This window comes from Halarcobacter sp., from assembly GCF_963676935.1.
GTDB lineage: Bacteria > Campylobacterota > Campylobacteria > Campylobacterales > Arcobacteraceae > Halarcobacter.
Genome location: NZ_OY781470.1, coordinates 1,234,412 through 1,251,177 on the forward strand (window position 1 = coordinate 1,234,412; position 16,766 = coordinate 1,251,177).

General features: G+C 25.6%; 17 protein-coding genes. 11 read left to right on the forward strand and 6 right to left on the reverse strand.

The window, feature by feature from the left end; all coding sequences use genetic code 11:
- Positions 1-12 precede the first annotated feature (12 nt).
- Positions 13-891 carry a LysR substrate-binding domain-containing protein gene (locus tag ACKU4C_RS05970; RefSeq protein ID WP_321315285.1) on the reverse strand — a complete coding sequence of 293 codons (879 nt, stop codon included), beginning with the start codon at positions 889-891 and terminating at the stop codon, positions 13-15.
- A 107-nt stretch (positions 892-998) separates the two neighbouring features.
- On the opposite strand from ACKU4C_RS05970, the gene ACKU4C_RS05975 reads away from it, so the two are divergent.
- From ACKU4C_RS05975 to ACKU4C_RS06000, 6 genes are read left to right on the forward strand one after another with little or no spacing between them, the layout of a single operon-like run.
- Positions 999-2,027, forward strand: coding sequence for a YeiH family protein (locus tag ACKU4C_RS05975; protein ID WP_321315287.1), 1,029 nt, complete (start codon positions 999-1,001; stop codon positions 2,025-2,027).
- A gap of 44 nt (positions 2,028-2,071) precedes the next feature.
- Positions 2,072-2,875, forward strand: coding sequence for a sulfite exporter TauE/SafE family protein (locus ACKU4C_RS05980; protein WP_321315288.1), 804 nt, complete (start codon positions 2,072-2,074; stop codon positions 2,873-2,875).
- 28 nt (positions 2,876-2,903) lie between these two features.
- The gene (dapE, locus tag ACKU4C_RS05985) at positions 2,904-4,004 is read left to right on the forward strand and encodes a succinyl-diaminopimelate desuccinylase (protein WP_321315289.1); all 1,101 of its coding nucleotides are present in this window, start codon (positions 2,904-2,906) and stop codon (positions 4,002-4,004) included.
- A 10-nt stretch (positions 4,005-4,014) separates the two neighbouring features.
- Positions 4,015-4,752 carry an ion transporter gene (locus tag ACKU4C_RS05990; protein WP_321315291.1) on the forward strand — a complete coding sequence of 246 codons (738 nt, stop codon included), beginning with the start codon at positions 4,015-4,017 and terminating at the stop codon, positions 4,750-4,752.
- Positions 4,742-5,221 (forward strand): ATP-binding protein, encoded by a 480-nt coding sequence (locus ACKU4C_RS05995; protein ID WP_321315293.1) that lies wholly within the window; start codon positions 4,742-4,744, stop codon positions 5,219-5,221. Before ACKU4C_RS05990 ends, ACKU4C_RS05995 begins: the two co-directional genes overlap by 11 nt.
- A 4-nt stretch (positions 5,222-5,225) precedes the next feature.
- Complete coding sequence (locus tag ACKU4C_RS06000; RefSeq protein ID WP_321315295.1) at positions 5,226-5,687, forward strand: GNAT family N-acetyltransferase; 462 nt, start codon at positions 5,226-5,228, stop codon at positions 5,685-5,687.
- A 102-nt stretch (positions 5,688-5,789) separates the two neighbouring features.
- Here the strand turns inward: ACKU4C_RS06000 and ACKU4C_RS06005 are convergent, their stop codons facing one another.
- A complete protein-coding gene (locus ACKU4C_RS06005; RefSeq protein WP_321315296.1) occupies positions 5,790-8,114 on the reverse strand; it encodes a methyl-accepting chemotaxis protein in 2,325 nt (774 codons plus the stop codon).
- A gap of 1,022 nt (positions 8,115-9,136) precedes the next feature.
- On the reverse strand, positions 9,137-9,649 hold the full coding sequence (locus ACKU4C_RS06010; protein ID WP_321315297.1) for a hypothetical protein: 513 nt from the start codon (positions 9,647-9,649) through the stop codon (positions 9,137-9,139).
- Positions 9,650-9,833: 184 nt separating this feature from the next.
- Here ACKU4C_RS06010 and ACKU4C_RS06015 point away from each other — a divergent pair, with 184 nt between their 5' ends.
- Together ACKU4C_RS06015 and ACKU4C_RS06020 are read left to right on the forward strand one after the other, a co-directional pair.
- Entirely contained in the window at positions 9,834-10,934 is a 1,101-nt protein-coding gene (locus ACKU4C_RS06015) for a GGDEF domain-containing protein (protein WP_321315299.1), read from the forward strand.
- 141 nt (positions 10,935-11,075) lie between these two features.
- On the forward strand, positions 11,076-12,557 hold the full coding sequence (locus tag ACKU4C_RS06020; protein WP_321315301.1) for an ATP-binding cassette domain-containing protein: 1,482 nt from the start codon (positions 11,076-11,078) through the stop codon (positions 12,555-12,557).
- Here ACKU4C_RS06020 and ACKU4C_RS06025 read toward each other — a convergent pair.
- The 3 genes from ACKU4C_RS06025 to ACKU4C_RS06035 all read right to left on the reverse strand — a co-directional run bounded on the left by ACKU4C_RS06025 (position 12,549) and on the right by ACKU4C_RS06035 (position 14,628).
- A complete protein-coding gene (locus ACKU4C_RS06025) occupies positions 12,549-12,689 on the reverse strand; it encodes a hypothetical protein (RefSeq protein ID WP_321315302.1) in 141 nt (46 codons plus the stop codon). The two genes, ACKU4C_RS06020 and ACKU4C_RS06025, sit on opposite strands and share 9 nt — an antisense overlap.
- Positions 12,690-12,848: 159 nt before the next feature.
- Positions 12,849-13,067: a cold-shock protein gene (locus tag ACKU4C_RS06030; protein ID WP_321315304.1), complete on the reverse strand. Its 219-nt coding sequence runs from the start codon at positions 13,065-13,067 to the stop codon at positions 12,849-12,851.
- A gap of 187 nt (positions 13,068-13,254) precedes the next feature.
- Complete coding sequence (locus ACKU4C_RS06035) at positions 13,255-14,628, reverse strand: PLP-dependent aminotransferase family protein (RefSeq protein WP_321315305.1); 1,374 nt, start codon at positions 14,626-14,628, stop codon at positions 13,255-13,257.
- Between the two features lie 101 nt (positions 14,629-14,729).
- Here ACKU4C_RS06035 and ACKU4C_RS06040 point away from each other — a divergent pair, with 101 nt between their 5' ends.
- From ACKU4C_RS06040 to ACKU4C_RS06050, 3 genes are read left to right on the forward strand one after another with little or no spacing between them, the layout of a single operon-like run.
- The gene (locus ACKU4C_RS06040; protein WP_321315307.1) at positions 14,730-15,323 is read left to right on the forward strand and encodes a pyridoxamine 5'-phosphate oxidase family protein; all 594 of its coding nucleotides are present in this window, start codon (positions 14,730-14,732) and stop codon (positions 15,321-15,323) included.
- On the forward strand, positions 15,320-15,880 hold the full coding sequence (locus tag ACKU4C_RS06045; RefSeq protein WP_321315308.1) for a GNAT family acetyltransferase: 561 nt from the start codon (positions 15,320-15,322) through the stop codon (positions 15,878-15,880). The genes ACKU4C_RS06040 and ACKU4C_RS06045 overlap by 4 nt, the downstream gene beginning before the upstream one ends.
- 6 nt (positions 15,881-15,886) lie before the next feature.
- Positions 15,887-16,765, forward strand: a complete 879-nt coding sequence (locus ACKU4C_RS06050; RefSeq protein ID WP_321315310.1) for a DMT family transporter — start codon at positions 15,887-15,889, stop codon at positions 16,763-16,765.
- The last annotated feature ends 1 nt before the right edge of the window (position 16,766 follow it).

Consider the following 16,766-nt stretch of genomic DNA (forward strand, 5'->3'; position numbering starts at 1 on the left):
AATTTCTGTATATTATTGATTTTTAATAAGCTGTGATTCTATGAAATCTTTAAAGGTAAGAAATAATTTATTTTTGCTTTTATTTTTATTATAAATAAGATGAAACTCTCTTTTAAAATCAATATTTTTTAGTTTTATTTGAAAAAGTTGTTTAGTTTTTAATTCCTCTTCTACTGCAACTTTTGATATAGCTGTTATCGTATCTTTATTTTTTATTAAAATCTTTTTTATCTCATCAAATTCATAAAGTTCCATAAATATATTTATATCTTTTGCTAAATCTCCTAATTTATTTATAAATATATCTCTCGTACCTGAACCACTCTCTCTTAAGATCCATTTTTTATCTATTGTATCTATAAAACACTCTTTTGGGGCATTTTTATCACTGGTTACAACAATTAGTTCATCATCTATAAGTTTCTCTTTTACAATATTTGTATTATCAAAAGAGGTTTCTATAAGACCTATATCTAGTTTACCATTTAGTATTTGCTCTACAATTATAGAAGAGTTAAGAGAGTTTATATCAAGTTTTACATCTTTGTATTTAGATAAAAAAGTGTAATAAATATTTGGCATCATATAGTTTGCAATAGTTTTACTTGCAGCTATATTTAGTTTACCAGCAAGTTTGTTTTTTTTGAATATATTTTTTGAATCTGATATTGCTATAAAATGTTCATAGGTAAGTTCTTTAAAGTATTTACCTCTTTCATTTAAAATAAGTTTTTTACCAACTCTATCAAATAAACTCTCACCTAATTTTCCTTCTAAAGATTTTATAGCTAGTGAAATTGCTGACTGACTTATATTTATCTCATTTGCTATTTGACTTACATTTGGATTATCACATAGTTTATAAAAAAAGTTTAGTTCTTTGAGTGTCATAATAGTATCCTTATTAAAAATATTTATTATTATATTAAAAATAATATATTTTACAAATAAAATCCTTAGTGATATACTTTGGTTTATAAAAATTTGGAGGATTTATTATGTTTAAAAAAGAGAATAGGAAAGATACATTTAGTGGGATTTTATTTGTTGCATTCTTTGCTTGTGCGGCTACATTTTTATCAGAGTTTCATATTTTTAAATCTTTGGGTATTAGTCCACTTATTATAGGTATAGTTCTTGGTATGATATATGCTAATACTTTAAGAAACAAACTTCCACATCAATGGCATGCTGGGATTGTTTTTTCTACAAAAACTATTCTTAGAACAGGGATTGTTTTATATGGGTTTAGATTGACTTTTCAAAGTATAGAAGAGGTTGGTCTAAATGGTATTATTATAAGTTTTTTAATAGTTTCACTAACCTTTATAATTGGGTACATTGTAGGTGTTAAATTTTTAAAACTAGATAAAGAAACAACAATCTTAACAAGTGCTGGAAGTTCTATATGTGGAGCAGCAGCTGTACTTGCAACTGAACCGGTGATAAATGCAAAACCATATAAAAGTGCAATAGCTGTGTCAACTGTTGTGTTGTTTGGAACTATAGCTATGTTTTTATACCCTTTTTTATATAAAGCAGGATTAATACCTTTGGATGAATCTACAATGGGAGTTTATATAGGAGCAACTATACATGAAGTAGCACATGTGGTTGCAGCTGGAAATGCTATAGGGAGTGTTGCAAGTTCTGATGCTATAGTTGTTAAGATGATTAGAGTTATGATGATTGCTCCTTTTTTAATAGTATTATCTATTTGGTTGGCAAAAAGTGCAAAAAATACAACAAGTAATGCAAAAGCTAAGATAACTATTCCTTGGTTTGCTGTTTTTTTTATAGTTGTAGTTGGTTTTAATTCATTTGGCCTTTTATCATTAACTACAATAAGCACTATAAATGCAATAGATACTTTTGCTCTTACTATGGCTATGAGTGCATTAGGTATGGAAACAAGTATTGATAAGTTTAAAAATGTAGGAGCAAAACCTATATATTTAGCGTTTATTTTATTTTTATGGTTAATATTTGGAGGGTTTTATTTAGTAAAGTTTGCTATTACTTTATAAGAAAAGAAGTGATACTATAATCCTTTTTATTATTAGGATTATTTATGCTAGGTTTTGAATCAATTTTACTTTATATTTTACTAGGTTGTTTTGTGGGAGTAGCAGCGGGTCTGCTTGGTGTTGGAGGTGGTGGAATTATAGTACCATCTCTAACTGGTATATTTCTAATGCAAGGAATGGAACAAGAAAATATCATGCATATGGCATTAGGAACTTCCATGGCAACTATCGTTATAACTTCAGTTTCAAGTTTTAGAGCTCACAATAAAAAAGGTGGCGTTCTTTGGAATGTATTTAAGATGATGGCTCCTGGGATTATAATAGGAACATTTTTGGCTACATTTTTAGCTTCAATATTAAGTTCTTTTTATCTTGCTGTATTTTTCTCTATATTTATGGCATACGTTTCTATACAGATGTTTTTAAATAAAAAACCAAAACCAAGTAGAAAACTAGCAAGTTCAAAAACTCAATTTAGTGCGGGAACAATAATAGGTGCAATATCAGCTATGGTTTCAATAGGTGGGGGTTCTTTAACTGTACCTTATCTTTTATGGCAAAATGTAGAACTTAAAAAAGCAATTGGTACAAGTGCCGCAATAGGTTTTCCAATAGCAGTTAGTGGAACTTTGGGATATATTATAAATGGGTGGAGTAATACTGATTTGACACATTATACTTTAGGATTTGTATCTTTACCTGCATTTTTCTTTATAGCAATTTGTAGTTATCTTACAGCACCTATTGGTGTAAAGTTAGCACATACTTTACCTGTTGGAATAGTTAAGAAAATATTTGCTTTACTCTTAATCTCATTAAGTCTTAAAATGCTTTTTTCTTTTATTTAGGTATAATCGCGTAATTAAAAGGATATAAATGACTATTATAGAATTATTTCAAAAACTATTAAGATTTAAATCAATTACACCTGATGATGATGGAGCTTTTGATTTTATAGAAGAGTATTTAGGTGATACTTGGAACTGTATTAAAGTTGATATGGAGGGTGTAAAAAATAGATTCTACTATAAAAAATTTAATGATAATCCTCAACATTTATGCTTTGCAGGGCATATAGATGTAGTACCCGTTGGAGAAGGTTGGGATATAGATCCCTTTGCAGCTGATATTATAGATGGAGTAATAACAGCAAGAGGAACACAAGATATGAAAAGTGGAGATGCTGCTTTTCTTTATGCATGTAAACACGCCCAAAATTTTGATGGGACACTAAGTATTCTTATGACTTCTGATGAAGAGGGAGAAGGAACATATGGAACTATCAAAATGCTTGAACATCTAAAAGAGATAGACTTTATACCACAATACGCAGTAGTAGCTGAACCAACTTGTGAAGATGTATTTGGAGATGCAATAAAAGTAGGGCGACGTGGAAGTATAAACGGATATATTACAATTAAAGGTAAACAAGGACATGCAGCGTATCCTGAAAAGTGTATTAATCCTGTACACAATTTTGCTTCAATATTGCCAAAAATAGCTGGACATAATCTAGATGATGGAGATGAATACTTTGCACCTAGTAAGATGGTTATAACAGATATAAGAGGTGGTATGGAAGTTACAAACGTAACACCAAATGAACTTAAACTGATGTTCAATGTAAGAAACTCTACAAATACAACTAGAGAAAGTGTAGAAGAGTTTATACATGAAAAACTAAAAGGTTTAGAATATGACTTTAGAACTACACAAGGCTCTTTCCCTTTTGTAACTAACAAAGAATCAAAAGTAGTAAAGGCTATGGAAAATTCAATAGAAAAAATACTAAATGTAAAAACAAAACACTCAACGCACGGTGGAACTTCTGATGCTAGATATTTTGGAGCATTTGGTATAGAAGCTATAGAGTTTGGAGTTATAAACGATACTATTCATAGTGTAGGGGAGAGAACTACAGTTAAAGAAGTAGAAGGTCTAGGAAAAGTTTACGAAGACTTGATTAAAAACTTCTAGAAAGGAAAAGATGGATTTTAGAAGTAACCTATATCTGATTTTTGAAAAACCTACTAAACATAGGTTTGGAGTATTTTTTCAAGTTTTGATATATCTAAATATACTTATTAGTATAACAGTGATGTTTCTAGAAACAGAAAAAACATTAAGTGAGTATTTTACACTTTTTGAAAAAATCAATATGGTTAATATCTTTTTATTTACTATAGAGTATATACTAAGACTATATTCAAGAAAGAATAAAAGAATAAAATATATGTTTACACCTTTTATGATTATAGACTTAGTAGTACTTTTACCTTTTTATTTGACAATCTTCAATATAGACTTAGGTTTCTTAAGAGGTCTTAGAGTAATAAGAATCTTTAAATTATTTAGGCTAGCAAAGTTCAATGAGTTTGATAAACTAATAATAGATATCTTCAAAGAAAAAAAAGAGGAATTTTTATATATAGTAATAGCTATATTTGTATTACTCTTTACACTAACACCTTTAGTTTATTATGTAGAATCAAAAGCACAACCTGAAGTATTTAGTAGTATGTCTACAACTTTATGGTGGGCAGTTACTACTTTTACAACTGTAGGGTATGGAGATATGTATCCTATTACTACTATGGGAAGAATACTTACAACCTTTGTTAGTGCATTAGGTATTGCTTTTTATGCTATTCCTGGAAGTATCTTTACAAGTAGTCTTTTAGATAAGATAAATGAGAAAAGAAAGAAAAAACAAGATGAGCAATAAATTACATTTTATGTGTGGTAAAATGGCTGCTGGAAAATCAACACTTTCAAAAAAGCTAGCTAAAGAATATAATGCAATAATACTAAGTGAAGATAAACTTTTAAAAATGTTATATCCAAATGAAATAATCACACTTCAAGACTATGTAAAATATTCAACAAGATTAAAAGAAACACTAACTCAACATATAATTGAACTTTTAGAAAAAGGAAATGAAGTTATATTAGATTTTCCTGCAAATACTATTACACAAAGACAATGGTTTAAAAAACTTTTTGAAACTGCAGAAGTTGAACATATTATGCATTATATAAATAGAAGTGATGAGGTATGTAAACAACAATTAAAAAAGAGAAATGAAAAGATATCTAAAGATGAGCCTTTGATAGATGAAGCTACATTTGATGCTATAACTAAATATTTTCAAGAGCCAAGTAATTCTGAAAAATTTAATATAAAAGAATATTAATTTTATGCAGATAATAAATTATAATAAAAAATATTGTAAACAAATAGTAGAGCTTTTTACAAATACTATTCACAAAGTTTGTATTAAAGATTATACAAAAGAGCAATTAAAAGCTTGGGCAAATCCTAATATTGATTATAAAGCTTGGGAAGAAAGATTAAATAAAACAAAACCATACTTAGCAATAGCAGATGATAAATTAGTTGGATTTACAGAGTTTTATGACAATTATATTGATTGTTTTTATGTACACCATGAATATCAAGGAAAAGGTGTAGGAAAAATGCTTATAAATAATATTTTGAAAATAGCAAAACAGAAGGAACAAACTTTTTTAAAAGTTGATGCAAGTATCACTGCAAAACCATTTTTTGAGAAGTTTGGTTTTAAAGAAGTAAAAAAGAACATAGTTAAAAGAACTAATGTTGAGTTAGTAAATTTTAATATGCAAAGAGTAGAAGATTAAAAATAGCAGCTGAAAAATCAATACTATTCTTTAACCCATTCAATTAAATTTAATTGTGATAGAAATTATTCTATCACAATTTAAGAATTTTGAATTACATATTTAAAAACTCTCCCACTCATCGCTATCTTTTTTTGCTTTAATAACTTCTTTTTTTATTTCAGATTTTGATTCCTCTTTATTTTCTTCTTTGGTTGGCATGTCAACTTTTTCTTTTTTATTATTATTTTTAGATATGACAGTATCTTTTCCTTTAAACTCTTTGGTGTTTGCATCATTTACTATAAATTTAGATATTTGATCTGTTAAGCTTGCTATATCTTGGGTCTCAGATGCTATCATAGCATTCTCTTGTGTTTGCTGATCTAATTGATTTACTGCATCATTGATTTGTTCTATTCCTGTAAGTTGTTCTTTCGAAGCATTTTCAATATCGGAGATTAGATTTGTTGTTTTTAGGATATCTTCATTTAACATTTTATATCCTTTTATCATCTCTCCAGCTATATCTTTTCCATCATTTGCTTTACTTGTTGCATTTTCAACTAATGATTTTATCTCACTTGCTGCTTCTGCACTTCTTGAAGCTAGATTTCGTACTTCCCCTGCAACCACAGCAAATCCTTTTCCTGCTTCGCCTGCAGTTGCTGCTTCTACTGCTGCATTTAAGCTTAGGATATTTGTTTGGAAAGCTATTTGGTCTATTACCGTTATAGCTTCTTTTATTGCAGTAACTTGTAAATTGATATCTTCCATAGCTACTGTGGTATCATTAGCTAGTTTTTCACCTTTGTTTGCTGATGTACTTACTCCAGTTGATAGTTGAGACATTTTTGCTATATTCTCTGTATTACTTCTAATATTACCTGTTATCTCTTCTAATGCTGCTGCTGTTTCTTCTAATGAGCTTGCTGCTTCATTGGAACTTTGATTTAGTTTATCTACGTTATTTAGTAAACTATTTGAACTATTCTCTAGTGTTAATCCATTTGATTTATTTTCTATTAACATTTCTGTTATTGAATCACCTAAAGTATTTACTCCAGAGGCTAATTTTAAAAGATGTTTTTTTAAGTTTTTTGTAGATATTTTATTTAAATAATTATATGAAGAGTATTCTTCTACAATCTCTAAGACATTGTTAATATTATTTTCTAGATTATCTGCCATCTTATTTAGTACATCTTTTAGTTGCATTAAAGCTGGATTTGAGACATTTAAATCTAATCTTTGTACTAAATCACCTTGTTCAAACTCTCCTAATACAGCAATAGTTTCATCTATTAATCTTCTATCTTCTTCTATACCTTTTTTCGTTTTTTCTATATTCTCATTTACTACTTTTGCCATATTTCCAAATTCATCTGTTGAGTCAATTTTTATTAATTCTACTTCTGGTATCTCTCGATTTAAGTATTTAAAGAAGTCCATTAATCCTGTTTGGAAAGTATTTAACAAAGTAGTTATATTTCTTGGCAATACTATTGCTAAGAAAATTATTAAAGCTAATATTATTATAGATATTATTGTAATTAATGATTTTATATTTGAATTTAATTTCTTAACAGCTGGTCCAATTAAATCTTGATCTGCTTTAATTGATAATTTAACCTCTTCACTTAAATTTGCAATTTTGGGACCAATAACGTCTGTTTTTCCATCGACTACTTCTCTTCTTTTAATCGTGTTATCATATATATCTGTTACTGCTTTCGTATATTTTTGTATCAAATCAATTGATTCATCAAGTTTACTTATTCTATTAGTGTTTTTTATAGTGCTTTTTAGTGCAGTTAAGTTTTTAGACAAAATATTAAATTCACTTTCTACTCTATCGTAGTCATCTTTAGACTCTGTACCTAAAAACTTCATTGTATAAAGTCGTGCTAATAATAAGCTTTTAATTGCTGTACCTGTGAGATAAGAAGTTTCATGATCTTTTTCATTTTTTGTAGCTTTAAAAACAGAAGATAAAATAGTTTCAATTTTTTTACCATCTACATTTAATATGGTATTTAATATTTTATCTTTATTTTTTGTATATTTTACTATTTCATAAAAACTATCTTTGTATTCTTTTAAATCTTTATCTATTTCCAATACTTTTGGAGCACGAGTTGGATTTTGAATCTCTTTTTTTGCTATATTAATAAATTTTTCTGTTTTTTTGTAAGAATCTTCGAACTTATCTATATTTTTTTGTGTAGCTGAACCTAAATACTTAATAGCACTAATTCTTGTCTCTAACATATTTGCTTGAACACGAGAAGCAAGAACAGTATCTTTTGCCATCTCTCGGTATGAATTAAATCCATCACCTGCTTTATTAATTGAATATATACTATATCCTGCCAAGCAGATAATTAGACCAACTATCAAAGTAAATGAAGAGACTAACTTCATTTTTATTGTCATATTTTTAAACATATTTTTTCTCCTTCTTTATTCATATATTTATTATTAGAACTTAAATTAAATAATTTTGATTATGTTATGCAATACTATTTAAATAAATACAAAACTCTATTCCATTCAAACTTTTTCTTTAAATTTATTATTTGTTATTTGTTATTTGTTATTGTAGTTTCTCCTTTGTAATATTTTTCGATAAATATAGACTTGTAACCACTAGTACTATTAATCATAATTATTGGTTTATTTTTGTTTTTTTGAGTCTGGATTATCATATATTTAGATATTGAATTATGTTTCAAAACATTTATTAGTGAAGCCAAAATATGTAAAAATATATATGATAATTGATTTTTATAACCAATAATATATTGGGCAGTAAACCAATCATTTTTAATAGAAATTTTATGTTTTTTAAAAGAGGAGTAGGAAAAGATAATATATTCTGCAAAGTATTATTAATATTGAATAATTTAATATTTTCATTTATTTTAATTAATATATTAGTATACATGCTATTCTGTTGTTAACAAGTTATGTTCACTATTAAGCAAAGTGCCAGAGGAGATAGTATATATTTTATTCATAAGTATCTTTAATATTATATTATGTAGTTATTAATTATTATTTTACTCTTATGTTTAAATCATAATCTATATCCTATGGGATAAATTATCTTTTAGTAATTAAATTTATCCTATAGGATAAAGATAAAAAGAAACTCTAAGTATATAATAGGAATTTTTTAATTAATTATTTTTATAGGAATAAATAAAAATGAATATTTTTACTAATTCATCTCAGTTAGAGATTGATATATTTCATCAAAAAATATCAAAAAAAGAAGATTAGACAAAAATTTAAATCAATTGGATATTGCCTTAGATATAGGTATTAACTCAGTTGCATTTTATTCAAATTGTGAGAATTGCAGATATGGTAAACATTTTAATATAGGACATATTTATAGAATCGCAAAGATTTTTAATATTGAACCATATGAATTGTTAAAATAAAATATTTTGTTACTATTTAATTCATTCTCCCATTGCAGATTTTGTTGCAAAAATTACAATTCCTATTGCAAATAATAAAACTATTAAAAGAGAAATAATTTTATAAAAAGTTACTTTGATACTTACTTTTTCATTATTTTCAGCTTTAATATCATTAAATCTTATACATAAATATATTAGAATAAGACCTATTAAAGTACTGATAAATTCTATTGAAAATAATGTTGTTGACATAGCTATAGGACTTGTTGGAAAAATTTTAAATAAATCAAGAATATATACAAAAATATAAAGAAGTGCAAAAAGAGTACTCATTACAACAGAATATCTCTTTTTCTTAATAATTAAAAAAGCAACAACAAAGCTTAACAGTCCTAATGCAGTAAGAAAAATATTAAATAAAGTTAGAGTTGTTTCACTATAGTGAGAGAAGTCTCTTGTTTCTATTGGACCACCTGGAACTAAAATTGTTAGTAAAATAGATAAAGAAACAAGTAAAAATGCAATAATATAATGAATATTTTTTGAAAGCATAAATAACCTTTGTAAATATAAAATAGCAAAAATATTTTACTCAAATGGATGTTTTATGAAGATTAAAATAGTCATCTTAAACTAAAACAATAAATGAATTAAATTATTTTTATAAAAAATCTTAATTTAATTATGAGAATAAATAGCATAGAATACTGATTAAATACATTTTAGGCTTTAATTAATGAAACAAATTATTAAAACAATTACCGAAATTGGTATAACTGATGATACTGACCATTGGTTATCAGGCAAAATTAAACTTGTAAATATTATCTCTTTAGTAAATTTTATTTTTATATTAAGTATGATATTTCTTGATTTACTTTTAAATAAAACATATAATTTATCTATTATTCTTTTAATTATCAGTTTTATTATGTTTATCCCATATTATTTAAATTATAAAAAAAAATATATAGCTTCTAGAATTGCTTTTTTATCATTAGCATATATATCGATTTGTTCTTTAGCTGTACTTTTTGGAAAAGAGTTTAATTTTCAATACTATTTAGTTCCTGGTGTGGGGATGTCATTAATATTTTTCAGAGATGAAATAGGTAATAAAAAATGGATATTTACTTTTTTGGGAATACCTTTATGGATTTTTCTTGAAATTTGGTTTGTATTATATTCTCCTATTATTTCAGTGGGGAAATATATTGAAGTAATACCATATTTTAGCACTTTATTAATATTTTTGACAGCAATTTTGATGTTTGGTACATTTACGCATGAGAGTGGTAAACATCTAAAAAATATATCAAATATGAATAAAAAACTTAAAAAATTAGCCAATATTGATCCTTTGACAAAACTTTATAATAGACGTTTTATGGATGAAAAAATAAATTATTTCTTCAATTTATCAAAACGTAATAATGGGTTTTTAGCAATGTGTATTTTTGATATAGACTTTTTTAAAAAGGTTAATGATACTTATGGACATGATGCTGGAGACAAAGTTTTACAAACAGTTTCAAAACTTGCAAAGGAAAATTTTAGAGAAACTGATTTTGTAGGAAGAATTGGTGGAGAAGAGTTTTGTGTAATTTTTACGTATGGAAATATAAATTCAGTAAAAGATGCAATAGAAAGATTTAGAAAAATTATTGAAAACAATAGATTAAAATATGAGAAAAATGAAATAAAAACTACAGCAAGTTTTGGAATAAGTTATTTAACAAGTGATATAAAAACACAAGAACAATTATATAAAAATGCAGATAGTGCTTTATATGAAGCAAAAAATACGGGGAGAAATAAGATTGTAGATGCAATATAAATTTTAAAACTTTGATTTAAGAGAATAAATCATATAATCATTATTATACTTAAAAGGCAAAAAATATGAATATTTTACTCTAATTCAAGGGTAAAATCTAATCTTATCCTTGATTCAAATGTTACAAAATCAAGGAATTTTATGAAACAACTACAAATAAATAAATTAACATTTAAATATTCAAATACAACTATCTTTTTTGATATTTCATTAAACTTTTCTCCTTTATGGACAGGTATTGTGGGAGTAAATGGTTCAGGTAAAACAACTCTTTTAAAACTTATTTCAAAAGATGAAAAAGTACAAAGTGGAACAATTAGCGGAAATGATTTGGTCTATTATTGTGCACAAACATTAGAAAAGAAGCCAAAAGGTTTTGATGAGTTTATTTATACATACAATACTAATACATTTAGATTAAAACAACTATTAAAAATAGAAGATGAATGGTTTTATAGGTGGAATACACTTAGCTTTGGAGAAAGAAAGAGGATTCAAATTGCAATAGCACTTTTTCATACACCTGATATTCTTTTATTGGATGAACCAACAAATCATTTAGATATTTCTAATAAAAATATTGTGTTAAAGGCTTTAAAAAGTTTTTCTGGAATTGGTATTATAGTAAGCCATGATAGAGAAGTGTTAAATATCTTATGTAAAAATACAGTAATAATAAAAGATAAAAAGGTTTATAGTTATAAAAGTTCTTTTAACACAGCTATAAAAGAGTTAAAAGAGTATGAAATGTATTTACAAAAACAAAATAAAAATATTAATACGCAAATAAAAAAACTAGAAAAAAATATAACTATACAAAAACAAAAAGTTTTAGAATCAAAAGAGCGTTTATCAAAAAAAAGTATTAATTCAAAAGATAAAAGTTTGAAAGAAAAAATAAATTTAGCAAAACTAACAGGAAAAGATAAATACAATTCAAGATTAGTAAATACTTTTACTAAGAAATTAAGTGAAACAAATTCAAAAAAGAATTATTTATCAAAAGAGTATGATAAAGGAATTGTAATAAATGAAAAATCAAACAATTCAAAGAAGTTTAATTTATGTTTGGAAGAAGGAAAGGTAAAACTCTCAAATGAAAAAATACTCTATTATCCAAATCTTTCAATAAATCATAATGATAAAATTGCAATAGTAGGGGATAATGGAGTAGGTAAAAGTACTTTTTTAAAATATATTATTTCAAATTTACCAGAAAAGCATAAGTACTTATATCTACCCCAAGAGATAAATAAAAATCAAATTAATAAATTTTTTAATGAATTAAATAGTTTGAATAATGAAAAGAAAGGTAGGCTTTTTACCTTAGTTCAAAGATTATCTTCAAATCCAAAAAATTTATTAGATACAGCAACTTCAAGCCCAGGAGAAATAAAAAAACTTTTTATAGCAAAAGCTTTATTAGATGATATAAGCCTGATAATTTTAGATGAACCAACAAATCATATGGACATCGATTCAATTGTAACTTTAGAAAGAGCATTAAAAGATTATAAAAATACTCTTATATTTGTTAGTCATGATATGCAATTTATAAAAAATATATTTGCGAAAGTATGGTTTATAAAAGAAGTAGAGATAAATAAATTTGTATTAGAATGAATTTTTATTTAAAAATTTTTTTGCTTGTATTTCACTAAGCCCAGATTTTGAGCACGCAATTTCAAAAGTTTCCTCTGCTACTATAAGCCTTTGAAACACTTTATATTTATATTTGTTTGTTAGAATATACATTCTTTTCCTTTTTTTGTTTGATATATTAAACTATTGAATAGTCGGAGTTTGTTGTGTTTAAGAATTGAATTTTAATAAAATAGAGTAGATATAAAATCAATAAATTATATTGTATAATTTATTGAACTTTATATATTTTTTTATGATAAGTAAAAAGTTTTAGATAACTTCTACATTTTGTGCAAAGTCACCTTTTGCATTATTTCCAATTACAAAACTAACTTTTTGATTCTCATCTAGAGATACTTTTCCATATCCTGTATGATTAATTTCTCTATAATGAACAAAAATATCTTTAGTTCCATCTTCTAATTGGATAAATCCAAAACCTTTTTCGCTATTGAACCATTTTACAGTTCCGTTGTATCTATTTGACATAGAAATCCTTTTAAATAATCTCTTCATTTATGAAGTTTTAGTAAAGTTGACCAGATTTAATATTTTGAGAGTAATGTATTAATTTGTAGTGTTAATAAAAAAGCTAACAATGTATAAGTACTAATTTTCTTTAAGTAAACGCAGTCTACCTGAAAAAAATAAAAAAAGCAAGTTTTTATCAAAGATTTTAATTAAATTTACAAATATCCCAAATTTTCTTAAATATATCCATTGCTTCATTGATCTGATTTTCTTTTAAACCACCAAATCCCATTGATATTACTTGTTCATTTTGTGTTAGTTGTCTTGTGTATATTTTTAGATACTCTTTTTTGCATTCATTTTGGAATCTATTTAAATCAATATTTACTAAAGGTTTTATCAATATATTTAATCCACTTCCATCTCTTAAGATTTCTACATCATTTTTTAATAAACTAGTTATCTTCGTTTTTAAAATATCATGTTTCTTTTTATTTTGAGTTCTTACTTTTCTTAAGTGTCTATCCCAAAATCCCTCTTTCATAAATAGTGCTAAGGTTTTTTGTATATCTATAGGAATATTAGAGAAAGGATAATCAAACTCTTTTTTATATCTTTCAAGTAATTTATTTGGTAAAACTAAATATGCAATTCTAATTGAGGGTGAAAGGGATTTTGAGAATGTACCTGTATAGATTACTTGCTGGTTATTGTTTATCCCTTGCATAGCTGGAATTGGTCTATTGTTGTAACTAAGTTCACTATCATAGTCATCTTCAACTATATAAGAGTTGTTTTCTTTTGCCCAGTTTATAATTTCAATTCTCTTTGCAATAGGAGTAGTTATTCCAAAAAAGTATTGATGTGAAGGAGTTAGGTAGAGTAAGTTTGCTTTTGATTTCTTTAAACTATTTAAATTTATACCATATTTACCTACTGGTATCTCTTCTATTTTAAAATTGTGTTGTTCAAAAACTTTTCTTGCAACCCTATAACTTGGTGTTTCAAAAGCTATACTTTTTATATCTTTTTTCAAAATTGTTGAGATTAAAAACATAGAATCAGCAAAACCACTTGTTAATACAATATTTTCAATATTACAGTTAACATCTCTTGACTTTGCTAAATATTTAGAAATCTCTTCTCTTAATTCAAAATCACCCTGTCTATCATGGTATATACCCATATTTAAATCACTCTTTAATATTTTGTTATAGAGTCTTAACCACGTTTTTTTAGGAAAAGTATCATCACTCAGGCATGCTGGATAAAAATCATATTTGATTATATCTTCACACAAGTTATTGTTTAATATTTCATTATCTTCTTTTTTAAAGTTTTCATATAAATCTTCACTAACAAAATATCCACTTTGTGGAATACTTTCAATATAACCCTCAGCATATAGTTGATTATAAGCAGTTTGGACAGTATTTTTGCTAATTTTATATTCTAAAGTCATTTTTCTTATTGAAGGAAGTTTTTCACCTGCTTTTAGATTGTTTTTTATGTCATCTTTTATTGCTTCATATAGTTGAATATAAATTGGTTTTTCTATATTTTGATCTATTTTATACATAAACTGTCCCTATAAAATTTTTATAATTTGTATCTTGTGAGAAGTACAATTTAGTGTTATACTAACACATCTTTTTTAAAATAACAAAATAAGGAGTTAAAATGAAAGCTCAAGTAAGAATAAAAGATAAAAATATAATTGTAAAATTATTAGAAGATGTTGAATACGGAACTCTTGCTTTATCTAAAAACAATATTCCATATAGTTTACCAATAAATTTTGTATATGCAGAAGATACTATATATTTTCATGGGGCTAAAAAAGGTAAGAAAAAAGATTTTATGAGTGATAATAATTTAGCTTCATTTTCTGTTGTTGAACCATTTTCTCTTATTCAGTCTTATTTTAGTAGTAAAGATAATTTAGCTTGTCCAGCAACACACTTTTTTAAATCTGTCATTTGTGATGGAGAGATTGTATTTGTTGATGAGTATGAAGAAAAAGTAAAAGCATTATCCTTGTTGATGAAAAAGTTACAACCTGAAGGGAAATATATTCCATTAGATGATAAAATATATTTAAATATGATAAATGCGACTGAAGTATTTAAATTAAAAATAAAAAATATTGAGGGTAAATTAAAACTAGGTCAAAACTTGCCTAAAGATAGATTCAATATGATTTTAGAATATCTTGAAAATAGAGGTTTTGATTTAGATAAAGAAACAATTACACAGATGAAGGAGTATAGATGATTGAATGTAGATTAGCAAAATTAGAAGATATAGAACAAATTTTAAAACTTCATGCAAGATATCAAGTAGATACAATAAATGAAGATGATAAAAAAGATGGATTTATTACTACAGCGTTTACAAAAGAGCAGTTAACAGCTCTAATAGAAGATGAACAAGGTTTATTCGTCGCAATAAAAGATGGAGAGATAGTAGCTTATGTTATGGCAGCATCTTGGAAATTTTGGTCTGCATGGCCTATGTTTGTTCATATGATAAAAGATTTATCAAATGTAAAATTTAAAGGAATAACTTTAACAGTAGATAATTCATATCAATATGGTCCCGTTTGTGTTGATAAAAGTGTAAGAAGTAGTGGAGTATTAGAAAAGATATTTGATTTTGCAAGAGAAGAGATGTCAAAGAAGTATCCAATACTTGTTACATTTATAAATAAAATAAACCCTAGGTCTTATGAAGCACACACTAGAAAATTAGGTTTAGAAGTTGTAAAAGAGTTTGAATTTAACAATAATCAATATTATGAATTGTGTTATGACACATCAAAACCTTTATAAAATAAAATGAATATAAATTTACAAGCACATTTATTAGTTTTTGTTGCAACATTTCTAATAGCTTTATCTTTTATTGTTTCAGGAAAACTATCAGGAGTTATTGATCCAATATCTTTAACTCTTTGTAGGTTTGTTATAGCAGTTATTGTATTAGCACCTTTTATTCTTTTAAAAACAAAATTTAGAATTAATGTTAAAAAAAGTTTTTCAAAGGGCTTAAAAATAAGTCTTTTTTATTCTTTATATTTTATTTTGTTGTTTAAAGCTTTAGAGGATACAACTGCTTTAAATACTGCAACACTTTTTACTTTAGTTCCTTTATTAACTGCTATTATCTCTATTTTTGCATTTAAACAAAAATTATCTATAAAAAAAATATTTGTTTATATTATAGGTATCTTTGGTACTTCAATAGTTATTTTTAACGGTGATTTACAGTTATTTATAGAATTTAGCCTAAATAAAGGTGATACACTATTTTTTATAGCAATTATATCAATGGCTTTATACTCAATTAGTGTTAAATATTTTTCAACAAATGATGATATTCCACTTGTTTTGACTTTTACAACATTACTAGGTGGTATCTTTTGGATGACATTGACATTATTATTTTTAGATATCCCATTAGAATGGGATAAATTAAAGGGTGAATATTTTTATTATATCTTATATTTAAGTATAGCAGCTACACTTTTTACTGTTTTTTTATATCAAAAAGCCACTATTATAATTGGACCAAATAAAGTGATGGCTTATGTTTATATAAATCCAGTAATAGTTTTAATAATGAATCTTTTTTATGATAAAGAGATTAGTAATATTTACGTTGTATTAGGCTGCTTAATCTCCTCTACAGCTACATATTTTTTATTAAGAAAGTAAG